Source organism: Bacillus sp. S71 (assembly GCF_016625265.1).
Taxonomy (GTDB): Bacteria; Bacillota; Bacilli; order Bacillales; family Bacillaceae_G; genus Bacillus_A; species Bacillus_A cereus.
This window is the reverse complement of sequence record NZ_JACVUW010000004.1, coordinates 41415-57749: the sequence shown is the minus strand read 5'-3', so window position 1 is coordinate 57749 and position 16335 is coordinate 41415. Positions and strand designations below refer to the sequence as shown.

Here is a 16335-nt window from a genome sequence, read left to right as displayed (position 1 = left end):
TTTTACACCCTCTTTTTTGTTAATTTAAGTAATACTTTGCTTAAGTTTTCTTCCGTAAGATCCTCTGCATCAGCAAAATCTGATACCGTAAAAGCAGACTCTGTTGTTGGTTTATTTATAAGTTGACGGAGATGCCTTAACATACCATCTGCTATCACTTGAATTTTTAATTTAGAAAACTGTTCCCTACTATACATCCAAATAAAATGTAACTTTTCATCTTTCACCATTCCGATAACATCAATTAGATGAGACGGTTTGGAATCTGGAGCATGATCTAAAAATGTAAATCCTGTCTCTTGCATAAACAAAGAGTCCCTTGAAAACACCTGATCAAATTGGCCCAAATAGTTAAAGCTTATTGAAGGCTTTTGCTGATAAAACGGAAGTAATCCTTTATTCAAGTAACGTAAAATACCATAGTCAACTCCGCGATTTGGAATTCGACGTAACTGTTCTTTGACAGCCTTTAACCCTTCAATAGGTGTCTGAGTTCCTTGAAAATTGAGATGAACGGGATAAATACTCGTGAACCAGCCCACTGTCCTTGATAAATCAATACCTTCAATCATCTCTTCTCTTCCGTGTCCTTCTAGATGAATAGAAACGGTTTGCTGATTTATACAATCAACGATAGCTTGTCCTAATGCCGTTAATAGTACCTCATCAATCCTTGTCTTATGAGTGACTAGAACTTCGTATAACAATGTTTGTGTTTCTTCTATTCCTAGAGTCCTCGTCACTTGATCAATCGATTCTTCTGTTGTTTCTTGTATTGGATAGTCCATTGGAATTTTCATCGTTTCTTTTTCTACTTGTTCATTCCAATAATTTTGTACTTCTTTTGAAATACCCGAATCACTGTATGTCTGGAGTCGTTCAGACCACTCTTTAAAAGATGTACTTTTCGCAGGTAAGCGAACTTCTTGACCTTGTTTCATCTGGTTATATACCACCTGTAAATCTTCCAATAGGATCCTCCATGACACTCCATCTACTACTAAATGATGAATCACCCAGAATATTCGATCATTTCCAGTCAAGTTATCTTCAAAGTACAATACTCTCATTAACGGACCAGTAACTAAATTGAAACTAGCTTGATTAATGTTCATCTCTTCTTGTATTATTTTATTCCACTCTTTTTCATTAACTTGATTACGTTTTACAACATGGAGTACTGACAGCTCATCAGTCCCTTCATTTCTCTGCCTCCACGTTCCGTTTGGTAACTGTTCGTACCGGAAACGTAAAGCATCATGATGTTTCAGTAAATTTAATATCGCTCCCTCTAGTAATTTCACATTCAATCTTTCTTTTACTCTTAAAAGCATTGATTGATTCCAATGCTCTATATGTGGATGTTCTTGCTCGAAGAACCAGCACTGAATTGGAGTAAGAGGCACATCACCTATCACAATTCCCTGCTCCGCTTGTACTCCCTGCGTTTCTATAGCCACTTGTGCCAGCTCAGCGATAGTTGGGCATTCAAACATTTGCTTTGGAGTAAGTTTTAACCCCACTTGACTTGCTTGAGATATGATTTGAATACTGAGAATCGAGTCGCCACCAATTTCAAAGAAATTATCATAGATTCCCACCTTTTTAACACCTAATACTCGCTTCCAAATGGTAGTCAGTATCTGTTCGTTACTATTCCGAGGGCCAACACATTCACTATTAATCTGCTTTTCCTCTGGCATAGGTAAGGCCTCACGATCAACTTTACCGTTAGCTGTAAGTGGAATAGCTTCCATCGCCACAAATCCCGAAGGAACCATATAACTTGGTAGTTTCGCTTTAAGATACTCTCTCCACGCATCTACATTTCCATCTCCTACAACATATGCTACTAATCTTTTATCGCCCGGCTGATCTTCTCTTACAATTACAACTGCCTCTGTTACAGATGCATATGTATTTAAAGTAGACTCAATTTCCCCAATCTCAATTCTGAAACCACGTATTTTAACCTGATGATCAATTCTTCCACGATAATCTAGATTCCCATCTGGCAAATACCTAGCTAAGTCTCCTGTCCGGTATAATCTTGCTTTCGGATTACTACTAAATGGATGAGATATAAAACGCTCTGCTGTTAATTCAGGTCTATTTAAATATCCACGTGCCAATCCTGCTCCACCAATATAAAGTTCACCATCAACACCTATAGGAACAGGTTGTTGATAAGCGTCTAGTATATACACTTCTAAATCGGGAATCCGCTTTCCAATATTACTTCTTGAAGCATGCTGCACATCATCTTGAGTAATTGGATAATATGTAACATGAACTGTAGTTTCTGTAATTCCATACATATTAATTAACTGTGTTTTTTTCTCCCCATACCTTTGAAACCACGGTAACAAGCCAATAGGTTCTAACGCTTCTCCGCCAAATATCACGTAACGCAGCTGCAAATTTTTATTCTTATCTTCTTGTTCACACACTCGTATTAATTGGCGGAATGCGGAAGGTGTCTGATTTAGAACTGTGACTTCTTCCTCCACCAATAATTGATAAAAATCCTTAGGTGATCGACTAATCCAGTACGGAACAACAACTAATTTCCCACCATATAATAACGCTCCCCAAATTTCCCATACTGAGAAATCAAATGCATACGAATGAAAAAGCGTCCAAGTATCTTTTTCATTAAACTGATACAAACAATCCGTCGATTTAAATAACCGTATAACATTGTGATGCTCTATCATAACGCCTTTTGGATTTCCCGTTGATCCCGAAGTATAGATTACATATGCCAGATTTTGGGGACCGACACTAGAAACCGGCAAAGTCTTACTTTCTTTCCCAATCTCATCTTGATCACGATCCAGGCAAATCGACTCAACATTTTCTGGTAACCAGTTCAATTCTTTTAAACTTTCTTGCGTTACGAATAACTGAATGCTAGCATCTTCTAAAATATATTGAAGTCGCTGCTCTGGGTATGTAGGATCAAGTGGAACATAAGCCCCACCAGCCTTCAAAATCCCTAAAATACCTACAATCATTTCGAGGGAACGTTCAACGCACAGTCCAACTAAAGTATCAGGTCCTACTCCCTTTTTCTGCAGATAATGAGCTAACTGGTTTGCACGTTCATTAAGCTCCTTATAAGTAATTTTTTCTTTTTCATACGTAACTGCAATAGCATTTGGATAAATCATCGCTTGCCGTTCGAACATTTCATGAATAGTTACTTGAGGTGGGACATCCAGTTTAGGATTGTTGAACTCAACTAAACTTTTTCTTTTATCTTCCTCAGAAATGATTTCTATTTCAGCCACCTTCTGCTTTGGGTTTTCAAAAATATTTTCCAGTATCACTAGCATAACGTTAAAGAATCGTTCTATCTCTTCCTTAGAAAATAGCTCCTCACGATAATCAATATGTACATGTAAAGAGTCTATATCAATTAGATTTTCAATATGAACTGCAAAATCTTGTACTTCTTCACTGTTTGGAATCCATAGTGAGTCACCACTTTCATCACGATCCCTATAATCAATCGTAGTTCCGAAAAGTCTCACATTACTGTTATTCTCTTTATTAATCTGCTTTAATAACAAATCAAATGGATATTTCTGGTGTCTTAATGATTTACTTTGTTTTCTGGACACTCTACTAATAAATGAAAGTACTTCTTCTTCTGGATCAATATCCATTCTTAAAGGAACTGTACTCACCATCATTCCAATCAATTTTCGTTCCATTTTACTCATACGGTTGCCGTAAGCCATTCCTAAACCAATATCAAGCGATGAGGTCCACCGATACATGGACAACGAAAAAGCAGCAACAAAAAGAGTATATAAACTATTTTTGTATTCTTCAGAAAATTTTTCTATCTTTCTCTTCAAATGTTCCGTTAATATAAACGTCTCACGTGATGCTTTTGTACTAACTTGGTACGTATTATAAGGCTTCAATCCAGTCACAGATGGCAGTGTTTTAAATTCCTCTAACCAAAACTTTTGATCTTTTTGAAAGCGACTACTATTCAAGTATGTTTGTTCGTTGGTCAGAAATTGAACATATGAATTTTTAATTTCGCCTTCCTCATTCTCGTTATGCATGTCATAATAATATTTTGCAATCTGCTCAGTAAATATTTGAATTGATAAACCATCCATAATAATATGATGAACATTTCCAAAGACTGCACATTCATTATCGTTTAATTTTATTAAAGCGAAATAGTATAAATTTGAATTAAATAATGTAAACGTTTCTTTTGTTTTCTGCTCAATCCATTCCTCAAGCAAATTTGTATTCTCCACATTACTGAAATCAAAAAACTCAAATTCTTGTTCTTCATGTTTAGTAAAATATTGTTTCGGTTCCTGATGCCCATTTTCTTTTAACCTAATGCACAGACCGTCATTTTCACTGATAACGCGATTCACAACTTGGTTTAATTTTGAATAATTCATTTTTCGATGAAGTTTAAATAAAAATCTTAAATTACATATTCCTTTATCAGAATGAACGACTTCTGTATACCATATTCTTCGCTGCGGATGGCTTAATGGATAGCATTCCTCATTGGTCATAAAAATCTTCCCTTCAAAAATTATTTGCTCTTATAGGTTCGTGTTTATGTTTAGCCCATAAATATTTCTGCAGTGAAACTCCAATTACTCCAATAATAACAAGCCCAATCCCTCCATAAACATAGAGTTGAGTTACTCCAAACAAATGCACTAATGGACCACTCATAGCAGGAGAAATAATTAGAACTGCGTTTGTTAAACTGCTTTGTATACCAAATACTCTTCCTACTTGATCTTGATCGGATTCTATTTGTAAAATGACTTGATTAGATACAAGCATCAGCCCACTTCCGATACCAGCGATAAAACTAATTAAATAGGCTAAAACGAAGACCGTACCGGGCGTTATCAAACCAATCCCCCCAAAACCAATTCCCATTAAAACCATACCTCCACATACTACCCAGCCATATTGAAATTGTTTTAATTTCTGAGTTAGTAATGCACCAAGTATTCCGCCAAGACCAATAATAGAAATGATATATCCCATTTTACTTTTATCATGTGGGAATAAGCTCTTAAATAAAGTTGGGAATTGTGAGTCTACTAATTGTAATACTGCCATGGCTATTGTAACGAAAATCATGGTTGATAATATTATCCGATTAGATAACACATAACCCCACCCTTGTACCCAAGCGGTCCAAGTACTTTGTTTTTGCTTTTCAACAAATTCTTTCGATATAGTTTCTTTAAATTTTATTGTGGGTATCAGAACCAAGGTAGCTAATAAACAACTTATAGCTCTTATAATGAGGCAGAACTCTGGTTGAAACCAGCTCAGCAACATGCCCCCTATAAGTGGGCCTACTATCTTTGTACCCTGCTCTACTATTCCGTTGATACTTACTGCTTTAGTAAGCAAGTCCGGGGATACAATCTGTCTTGTTAGTGTTTGCTGTGCAGGATAATAGAAAACAATAAAAATGGAACGAATCATTAATGCCACTAAGAGCCAGTGGATATCTTGTACAAATAAAAGAGCAATTGTTATTAGACCAACCATTAGATTACAGAACATCATAATTGGAATTTTTCTAAAACGATCCGCAATAACACCTGCCCATGAGCCAAAAATAATTCCAGGAAGTGCATATGCAACAGGGATCAACCCAATCATAGTAGGATCTACTTCCCATTCAAACCCAACTATAGTCATAATCGCTAACATATCAATAAAAACACCAAGCATAAGCAATGAATAGGCAGAGAAAACTTGTAAATAAACCCTATTTCCTAATAGGCCTTTTGAATCAGTAGTTTTCATAAAAGCAAGCTCCTTAGGTTACTAATATAAACGCTTTTGCGTATAAGGTACCTCTTTATTAAACCTAATTAATCATTATTGACATCTCACCTAGAATTTAACTTCGTCAAAACTCAAATCGGTCTTATTTTTCGTATATTTAAAATAGTCAGACAAACGAAAGCGTACCTATTCCTTCATTTTTATATCAACTGTTACAAAATATATCTTTACCTTACACTAATAACAGCTAAACGTTGCCTTAATATAACCCTTTACAGTCGTTTACACATTCAATTCACATCCTTTTTAAAGTTGGCTTTTTTCTATCTCAAATACTATCACACAAATATTTCACCTACTATATTCATAAAGTTGAAATATTTGAATCAGAAAATTCGGATAAAAAAACCAAATCCACAAATCATAACAAACTATTATTTAGTTATATTTTCATTTTATAGTTAGCTTTAACCATAAGGGTATTAAGAATTAAGTTTTTTAATTTTATTAACATAATAGTTTAAAGAGACCGTAAATCCAACTAAACAAAAAAAATATACAATAAAGTATATTTTTTCTAATCCTACATATTTTCTATGCAAATTAATTCCAATAACTAAAGTTGATAATAAAAATATAATATTACCAATCACTAATGTACTCATAACAAGAATTGAATAATATAGTATTAATACTTCTGCACCTACTACCTATTCTATTTATTGGATATTTATACTTCAAAAAAATTACACATCATTCACAATTAAGATACATACCCAAAATATGATTTGAACGTTTTATTATATTTTAAGATAATATAAAATCAGTTTTTCTATAAGAGAACTTAATTTTTATGTAGTACGAAACTGTTAGTAATACAGTATATACTAATTTAGTTATAAAAACATTTAAAGACCACCTATTTCCATAAGTGATCTTTCTTTGTGATTCTGTATTTGTGCACTACTGTAGAAATATATCGTAGAAACGCTTTGTTTGCTAAATGTTTAGTTCTTTCCATTTACTAAAAAACATAACTTCATACACTTAATATCATATTCGTTAAATTGCAAACTATTATTTTGCCTTCTGTACAGGCAAACTACTAAAAATTAATTCAGCAACTTTTACATATCCTTTTGAGTTTGGATGAATTAAATCCTTAGACCAAAGCGTATTATCATTAACTAAATGATGATTCCAAAAATCAACATGATGAAGCTTATACTCTCTGCTCAGTGAATGTATAACTTCATTTGCCTCTAATAATTGTTCTTTTATTACTTGTTTTTTTTCAGAAGCAAAAGGAAGCCTAACTGTAAAATCTGGAAGGTTTGCTATAATAATATCAGCCCCTGCTTTACTTAATGTATTTATCATAAATTCCATATCGTTCTTATATGCATCGTGATTCCAACGTCCTTTTAAAACATCGTTTGCCCCTGCAATGAGACTAACCAAATCTGGATTAAAAGTTAGCGCTTTTTCCAATTGCTGCGAGCGAATTTCTTTAGTTACTAACCCACGCTTTGCAAAATTGGCATATTCTATATCGTTTTCACACAGTTGAACAAAATGATCTACCCAGCTTTTTAATGCAATTCCCTCAACTTCATCCCCTATCCCCTCTGTAAAACTATCGCCAATTGCTACAAATCGCTTCCACATATGTATTCCCCCTTTATTATTAACCATATCTATACTATACAATAGCTCACACCGTAATTGTTATTTCTAAGTGGTTTTCGATTTCAATTATATTCCACTTTACTATATTTATATTTAGAATCCAAAATTGACCGATTCCTAAGTATACTTAAGAATCGGTCATATTCATATATTTACTAAAGAGATAAAATCTATCTAGAAATTATACTTTTTTCAAAAAATTTATTGTTCTTTGTTTTGCCCAGTTGATACATTTCTTTTCGATTAAATGATATGAAACTATAGAAAAAAGTAGTGTCATTGCAATGCACAAAGTAAGAAGGAAAAAGATAGGTATCTTTGTATACAAAAGTTTAAATAATACCATCATGATTGGAAAATGACACAAATAGATACTGTATGAAATTTCTCCTAAATATACAAATACACTCTTATTTAAAAATGCTTTTACTTTTAGGTTACTCATAGCCATTATAATAAATATACTAACCCCCATTACGACACCCCAATCTTTTAATAAGAAAGTTGTATCATTACGGGAAAAACCATAAATTAAAATGGAATATAAATATAGAATAATCCCTAATGCAATAAGAAATCCTTTTTTAAATTTTTTCATGTTCCTATATGAGTAGATAAGTTTTTCCTGATACTTAAAAAGTAACATTCCAACCATAAACATAGATGTAAAATGCAGTGTATCAGCATAACCATTATAAAATCCTTCAGCTTTCCCAATATGCAACATATTAAGAACAACACTAATTAAAGAAAAGCTCAATGCAAATAGTATCGTTTTCTTCCAATTCAGTTTATAAAAAAGAAGGAATAACAAAGGAAACACAATAGATATACGCATTTCTTGAGCCAATGACCAAATAACTGGATTATAATTTTCCGTAAAAAAGTTATTAAGAAGCACAAAGTGGTTTAGAATATCTAATTTTGTTATAGACCCTTGCCACCTATCATAGAACCAATCCCGTAATCCTACCACTTCATACGACGAAAATAAAATAAATAAAACAAAGGTAACGATTATCCAAAAATAATAAGGAATATAGATTCTTACAAATCTCTTAATTAAATATCCCCAATAATTTGTTTTTGAATGATAAAGTGCCATAGATAACACAAAACCACTTAGTACATAAAAAACGATAACAGCTTCCCCACCCGCCCATAAAAACCTAAGCGGGGAAAATTTAATAGAATTAGGCAACGATGGTAGCATTAAGCAAAAATGTCCAAATACCACAGTAAGTGCCGCTAACCCTCGTATGGAATCTAATTCTTTTATTCTCTTACTCATAAAATGTTCTCCTTGTAAATTGTAAATTTTGCTGTTCATAAAGGCCAATATAAGAATGTAGTGGGAGAATTGTACATATTCTTTCTTTAAATTCCTAATATAAGCAGTATAAAGTTAATTTGACCTCCATTTCTTTATATACATAATGTAAAACAAAATATTTAATACAAAGAAAAGATTTTATTAAATTTTTATAAAGTGAAACATTTAGTTGTATCCTATAAAATTAGCTTTTTACTATATCAATCGCACTATCCCACATACCACTAAAAAAAGATCCTGTTTTACGTATAAAACGTGTAAACCAATTTGCTTGTTCCACATCAGATTTTGTTACAAGGTCTATTTGTAATGATTTACCTGATAAGAACCCAGGATCTGTAGTATCTTTAGGCGAGATAATCATTTTACTAATTGTTACACCTTTTTTAATAGGCACTTCTTGTTTTTTATTCAATACTTTAAATTCTTTTTTATAAATGTCTTTATTGCCCTTCGGCATTGGAAGTGAAACAGCTTGCTTCGTTTGAACTACTACATCTTTGTCTTTTGCATTTGCTACTCGCACTGTTTCATGCCCTTTTACTACTGAATCTTTTCTGTAGACATTCTTCACTTCAAAATTCGCAAATCCATAATCGTATAATTTCTTTGTTTCATCAAAACGTGCCGTATGAGATTTTGCTTTTATCACTACAGAAATTAGGCGCATACCATTTCTTTCTACTGTACCAGTGAAACAATCTCCCGCTTCTGGAGTCGTTCCTGTTTTCAAACCATCTACACCTTCATATTGCTTAATTAAACCTTTTAACATCCAGTTAAAGTTCGCCATATCAATTGGATATTTACCACCCTCTTGGAATGTTTTTTTAGGAATTTTTGCTGTATTTAATATTTGGGGGAAATCTTGAATAAGACGTTGTGCTAAAATTGCACAATCCCTTGCAGACATTTTATTTTTCTCGTCTAGAGTTGTCCCTTCTGGATGATATCCTTTTAAATCGTGATTTGTTAAGCCTGTAGAGTTTACAAATTTATAATCTTTCATTCCAAATTCTTTCGACTTATCGTTCATCATTTTTACAAAGTTGACTTCTTTACCAGCAATCTCTTCAACTAAAGCAATTGTTGCACCGTTTGCAGAGTAAATTGCCATTGCCTCATATAACTCTTTTACCGTATAAGAGCCACCATTTTCTAATGGAACGTTTGATAATGAGCGATCTTGCGAAATCTTATGTGCATATTCAGAGATTTTAACTTTTTGATCCCATTTAAGTTTTCCTTTATCCACCGCTTCATGAACTAAGTATTCGCTCATCATTTTTGTCATACTAGCAATTGCCAATGATTCATCTGCATTTTTTTCATATAAAATTTTCCCGGAATTTGCTTCTATTAAAATTGCTGATCCTGCTTCAACCTCTATAGCAGAAACTGTTTCCGCTGCTACTCTTCCAAATGTAACGAACATGCTACAAAATAGTGTAAGCACTGTTACTATTGCAATAAATCTCTTGCAAAACATACCTTTCACTTCTGTTACCTCCAATATTTTTATACTCAAAAAAAGCGTTATTCTAACATAATCTCAAAAAATAGACAGTGTTCTCAAATTGTATATACATATAAGACATTAGAATCGCTTTCATATAGACCATCTCATCCGACACTTTTAGGTGCCCTAATACTTTGTATTCCCACACATATCACTATTTTTAATCCCCTTATATTTTTCAAAATGATTCGTACTTTCATATTTTTTAGGATTACAATTAATAGACAATCTAAATAATACATTTGTTCCACATGTACAAAAAATAAAGTGAAACTTTAATCAGTTGTGGTCTTACTGCCCGTTAATGCTTTATTAGCTATCAAGGATTTTAATTACTCAATTCAGCTATTTGCTAGACTTATATTAGAGATGAATTTTCTTTAGTCTAAACTATTAGTTTTTTGTAATAAAAAAACTACACCCTATACTGGATGTAGTTTTTCTAACAGATTTATTTATTTTTCACTTCATTTTTATAAAAAGCAAATAATGGTTCGATGGATGGACTAGATAACAGCGGAATTGCCTTCTCAATCAATTTCCTATCCCAATCAAACCAACGCATTTCCATTAACATGTTTATTTCTGTATCAGTGAATCGTTTCTTTATTTCCTTAGCAGGATTTCCACCAACTATTGTATACGGCGGAACATCTTTACTTACGACAGATCCTGCAGCAACAATTGCCCCTTCACCAATAGTAACGCCAGGCATTATTATAGCATTCATTCCAATCCAAGCATCACTTTTTATGACTGTATCACCCTTAGGTTCATATGATTGTTCAATTTGCTCAGCGAATGGATATACTGTAATCCATTCTGAGTGATGATTATGGTTACCACCCATTAAAATGACTACTCCACTTGCAATGCAAACATAATTCCCAATAATGAGTTTATCAAGATGCCATCCCATCTGTTCAATTGGATTGAAAAGTGCTTGAGACTTAGCATCCCCCCACAAATACCTTACACAGCCATCTTCAAAATTTTGATGACTATAATAGCCTGAATAATAGGAGTACTCTCCCACTTCAATGAGTGGATTTGTTACTATATCTTTTATATACTTTGTTTCTGACCAATGATTAAATAATGGATACTTCATAACTTTATTCCTCGCTTCTAAGTATTATATATTTTGCTATTTACTTAGAAGCTTACTACGACAGCTACATTTTTTAGCTTTCTCAAACGACGAATCATTATCTTCAAGCCTTTCTTTTATACTAAAAAAAGCATAACGCAATACATTACACTAGTCAAATTGTGTAATTTTGAACACATCTTAAACAGCGTAATACTGCAATAAGAACATGAAAACACTCTAACTTTGATCCAAATAATATATTGATTACATTCAGTTTATATTTTGTAAAAAAATTTTAATTGCCATGACAAAGCAAACAATAACCACTATTGGTCGTATTAATGCCGTCCCTTTTGTAAGCACCATCTTCGCCCCAATATATGATCCTATAATTTGACCAAGCATCATAATCAATCCAATTGTCCAATCGATTTGGCCAAAAATAATAAAATACAACAAAGCAGCGAAATTACTTGTAAAATTCAAAATCTTAGCATTTGCAGTTGCCCGTGTAGCACTATATCCACATAAGAGAATGAACGCTAAAGCAATCAAGCTACCTGTTCCAGGGCCGAAGAAACCATCATAAAATCCAAGTAACGGAGCCACTGTTAACGCAAACAACAACATACTTATTTTTCTCGGTCGATCTTCGTTTGCTATATTTGGAGATAATAGAAAATAAAGACCAATAATAATAAGTAAAAAAGGTAATATCATAATTAGATATTCTGCCCGTATCTGTAAAACAAGCCATCCACCGAAAACGGATCCCAAAAAGGTCATTAAGATGGACAAACGCATATCTTTGAGATTAATTTCTTTCTTCTTAATAAAAATCATTGTTGCCATGAGGGTTCCGCTACTCCCTTGTAGTTTATTAGTTGCTATCGCTACAGAAGGAGACATACCTACTAATAACATTATCGGGATAGTTATCATACCACCGCCCCCAGCAATTGTATCTATCCATCCTGCTAATACAGCTACTAAAAATAGTAGTATGAGTAATTCAATAGTAAAATCCATACAAAGAATAGGGGCAGGCTTGAGCTATTATAACCCAAACCTCCCCATCGCCCCTCCTCTCTTTAAACTAGTTAATGATATCTGTAAAGTAACTTTCTTTCTGATCACGTAATCGGCTGGAAACGTACTGCCTGCAAACAATTCTTCTTCCGTACTTATTATCTCCAATCGGGATTTTATATTCTTCCTCAGATAACCTTTCCCTACCATGAGTTACATTTGTTTGTTTATCATAGTATGAATTTGGAATAATTAATAAATCTTCAGATGTAAGTGGAACCTTATAAGTGGGCGTTGTTCGTAAGAGTTCTAAAAATATGTCAAATTTCAATTTTTCTTCTTCACTTTCTCCCACATAAATCAATCTATTTTCTGCTCCATTCAAACAAGTTGCAATAATATCACCATTATCATCCAAAAATATAATTTGGTTTATTTCCCCTACAAATCCAGATATTTCACCATCCGCCATTCCTGCGATATGAGCAATAGGCATTTTACTTATCGCCAATATATCATCTTTACTGAAGTGATTTTCTTCAAGATGCTTTTGAAGTAATTTTGGCGTTCCAATATGAGTTTGAGTTTTTAAATTTAACACTCCTTTTAATAAAAGAGCATCAACTCTAGTAAATTTTCCACAAGTAATTTCAGACACTATTTGTTCCACGGATTTATTAAGTCTATTTGATACAATTTCTAAGTTCGTATTGAATGTTTTCAATCTTGCTTCAATATCTGATTGGTCTTTCATATCTGTATACACTGTGGCATCGTTATGTTGATAAAAGTTCCCACCACCGGTGCTTGCACCGACATTTCGCAAAACTTCATCGTTGTTCAAAGGGGAAATGAGGTGAAATCTATTTTTCCCTGCATGTTCGGATGGGTGAATTAAAGCATCATAATTAAAAAGTGTGGCGAATAGCCATGTGACCCATTCTGCATAAAAATATTTTTTCATTCTATCGTCTTCGTCTTCACCATAATTAAAACCTTTGCGATTCTCCCCAGGTAATAGGGTTTCCATAGGATCACATGGAATATTTTTAATAAGAGTAGGTGGTACGTTCCCACCACAATTCGCAACTTTTATCATATGTAGTAGTTTTTTCATGTCTGAATTCGAAGTTTTCTTTAAATAATCAATCAAACAATTAAGCCACTCTCTTGAAAAGCTTGCAGCTATTTCTTGATCACAAGTATAAGGATTATGAGTTTTTAATTCATGGTCTATTAGATTCTTCATTTTATCCTTCAATACATTAGGAATGCTAATTTCTTCGATTTCTGTAATCTGCAGTGTTCCTTTATTCATTATAAAACCTCCGTTGTTTTATTTTTTCACACCATATCTTCTATTGAATGAACTACCTACTTCTTTTTTGCTCCTTTGCTTTTCTTCAAAGCTATTAGAACTACCAATTTACAAATAAAAAACGTGGAGTATAAGAGATTTCTTCTTAGTCACATTTCCCCCACGAATCTCCGTTAAATTGGCAAATTTAATTTGAAAATCTGATTCATTTTCATACTTTATTTTCAAACTATGTTTATATGATTTTCAATTCAAGTAAGAGTATTTCATTTTCTAAAGTTTTCCTGAGTTTAAAATCAGAATTTTCAAGATAAATATATTGACACTAAAAATATAACACGAAACCAAAAAATGTAAATAAATAGTTTCTTTATAAAAAATAGTCAGACTATTTATAAGGTAATTCGTATTTCATTGAACCAACTACGGCCTCTCAATTTTATTGATAACAATAAAAAGGTCCCCTAAATGGTGATAGAGGACCTTTTTCCAAGTATATTCTATTTTAAATTTCTTACTTACCTTTTATTTTAAAAGATATTGCTGTAACTTCTTTATTAACAGTTCCATCCCGTTTGGACTTACAATAATCTTCCCATTCGCTAACGAAATATTGCTGTCTGAAATATCCCCTGTAAGTGCACAAGCTCTTGGTGATTGATATTTTCGTAAAATAATCTGGTCCTCTTCTATAAACATTTCAAGAGAATCTTTTTCTACAATTCCTAAACTCCGTCTTATTTCCATTGGAATAACAATACGCCCCATGCTATCTGCTTTACGAGTAATTCCTCTTGATTTCATAAAATGCCACCCTTTATATTTATCTAATATTACGGTATTTATTTTAGCAATAAATAACAATTAGGAATAGTTCGTATTACAGTACTTTTTTTAGGAATAAATACCAATTAGGAATAACTTATGTTAGAATTATTTCTTGTTTATTCTTGATTTTTAATATATTTATCCTTGATCATTTTTATATATTGTTTTCTTTCTGTTAATTCAAATATAAATAATGCCTTTTTTATGTATGTTAAACCAACTTCATTAGAGTGCTGAACTTTTAATAAAATTGCACCTTTTTCAAAAAACAATTCACCTAATAAGTATAAAGTATTCATATTTATAGCTAATTTTATGCCTATTTCACTATACTTTATTGCTTCTTCAAATTGATTTGCAAGGTGTAAACATTTTGTTAACGTATGAATGAGTCTTAATTTGATTTCTTTTTCTCTAGGGAATTCTATCTTATTAAAATTAATTAAACTTTGTTTTAATATATTTATGCTTTTCTCATAGTCTTCATTTTCTGCATGTATTATAGCAATTGAATTCATTATGCTTATTTCTTTTTCTGATAAAAAGTTACTACTACTTAAGGTTTGTTTTAGTGCTCTATTTAAAATGTCAAAAGCATTAATTGTTGCTCCATTTACATAATATATAGCAATCGCTTCATGCCATAATAGAAATTGTTTATCTTCTTTTGATTGGAAATTATTTTCGTTTTTCTCTTTTTTCACTATTTCGTAAAGCTCATTATATTCTTTTTGTTTCACACAATCTCTCATTACACATTTTACATTTTCAATATATTTTATTTTTTTGTTTTTCGTTAGCGCAAATATATAATTTGGATCAATACCAAGTCTTTCAGATAATTGATACAACAATATGCTAGATGGATAAATAATACCTTTTTCTATCTTACTAATTTGGCTTTGTGAACATATTCCATGACATAATTCAGATTGTGACATGTTTTTTTTCTTTCTAAGTTCTTTAATAATAATACCAAGATTGTAGAATTCCATCTTTCCTCCCTCAAATGTAACACTTTATGAGTATAAGAATATTTTCCAACTTTTAATGTAATGTAAAATTAATATAGTTACAATTACTAATTATATGGATTTATAGTTTCTTTTACAAACTTGTATCACAATACGAGAAATTATTAAAATATGGTTCACTAATAATCAATGGGAGTTTTATTCATCATCACTGATTATTAGTCCACTCCAGGTAGGCTTTTACAGGGAGTCCGACTTCTTTGCCACATCTAAATTTTGAGGTAGGAGTCTTACTACCTGCAAATAGCCAGATTAAAATAAATATGGTTTTTCACCTTTATTTCTTTTAATAGTTTCTTTTGATTTTTATATAGATAATTTCGAAGGAGCGTATTTTATGAAAAGAATGTTGACCGAAAGAGAGTTAGAAGTGGCTATTTATGTAGCAAAAGGATTTACAGATGTAGAAATTTCAAAAAAAATATATGTTACCCCTCGAAGAATTTCAACGATAATTAATCATATTAAAGAAAAATGGCATATTAATTCTAGAGTGGAATTAGGTATTTTAGTTTATCATTATGGTTTTATAGATGCACCCTTATTTTCAAATAAAGAAAATCATTTATTCGAAAAGGTTGCACAATAATTGGCCAAGTATAATGTGTTCATTTACAAATAAAAACAGAAAAGTCGCTGAACTTTTATTATTTAAGATAATTCTGAAGGTGATAGGCATGTATG

The 16335-nt window shown here is 32.2% G+C and carries 11 protein-coding genes; 1 reads left to right on the top strand and 10 read right to left on the bottom strand.

All coding sequences use genetic code 11. The features are described 5' to 3' along the window. Positions 1-2: 2 nt before the first annotated feature. From IBT51_RS10605 to IBT51_RS10560, 10 genes are all read right to left on the bottom strand, one after another. Positions 3-4559, bottom strand: a complete 4557-nt coding sequence (locus IBT51_RS10605; protein WP_200458355.1) for a non-ribosomal peptide synthetase — start codon at positions 4557-4559, stop codon at positions 3-5. 13 nt (positions 4560-4572) lie between these two features. After that, a complete protein-coding gene (locus tag IBT51_RS10600; RefSeq protein WP_000858613.1) occupies positions 4573-5826 on the bottom strand; it encodes an MFS transporter in 1254 nt (417 codons plus the stop codon). A gap of 1059 nt (positions 5827-6885) precedes the next feature. Beyond that, entirely contained in the window at positions 6886-7476 is a 591-nt protein-coding gene (locus IBT51_RS10595) for an SGNH/GDSL hydrolase family protein (RefSeq protein WP_142374169.1), read from the bottom strand. 202 nt (positions 7477-7678) lie between these two features. After that, entirely contained in the window at positions 7679-8827 is a 1149-nt protein-coding gene (locus tag IBT51_RS10590) for an acyltransferase family protein (RefSeq protein WP_088024106.1), read from the bottom strand. 187 nt (positions 8828-9014) lie between these two features. After that, positions 9015-10328: a D-alanyl-D-alanine carboxypeptidase family protein gene (locus tag IBT51_RS10585; RefSeq protein WP_346655900.1), complete on the bottom strand. Its 1314-nt coding sequence runs from the start codon at positions 10326-10328 to the stop codon at positions 9015-9017. 472 nt (positions 10329-10800) lie between these two features. After that, the gene (locus IBT51_RS10580) at positions 10801-11460 is read right to left on the bottom strand and encodes a CatB-related O-acetyltransferase (RefSeq protein WP_000876934.1); all 660 of its coding nucleotides are present in this window, start codon (positions 11458-11460) and stop codon (positions 10801-10803) included. 252 nt (positions 11461-11712) lie between these two features. Then, the gene (locus IBT51_RS10575) at positions 11713-12471 is read right to left on the bottom strand and encodes a TSUP family transporter (protein WP_029442323.1); all 759 of its coding nucleotides are present in this window, start codon (positions 12469-12471) and stop codon (positions 11713-11715) included. Positions 12472-12538: 67 nt separating this feature from the next. After that, positions 12539-13789, bottom strand: coding sequence for a hypothetical protein (locus IBT51_RS10570; RefSeq protein WP_098678374.1), 1251 nt, complete (start codon positions 13787-13789; stop codon positions 12539-12541). Between the two features lie 525 nt (positions 13790-14314). Next, positions 14315-14593, bottom strand: a complete 279-nt coding sequence (locus tag IBT51_RS10565; protein WP_000842216.1) for an AbrB/MazE/SpoVT family DNA-binding domain-containing protein — start codon at positions 14591-14593, stop codon at positions 14315-14317. A gap of 140 nt (positions 14594-14733) precedes the next feature. After that, positions 14734-15612 carry a helix-turn-helix domain-containing protein gene (locus IBT51_RS10560; RefSeq protein WP_200458356.1) on the bottom strand — a complete coding sequence of 293 codons (879 nt, stop codon included), beginning with the start codon at positions 15610-15612 and terminating at the stop codon, positions 14734-14736. A 376-nt stretch (positions 15613-15988) separates the two neighbouring features. On the opposite strand from IBT51_RS10560, the gene IBT51_RS10555 reads away from it, so the two are divergent. Then, positions 15989-16240 carry a response regulator transcription factor gene (locus IBT51_RS10555; RefSeq protein ID WP_000827555.1) on the top strand — a complete coding sequence of 84 codons (252 nt, stop codon included), beginning with the start codon at positions 15989-15991 and terminating at the stop codon, positions 16238-16240. The last annotated feature ends 95 nt before the right edge of the window (positions 16241-16335 follow it).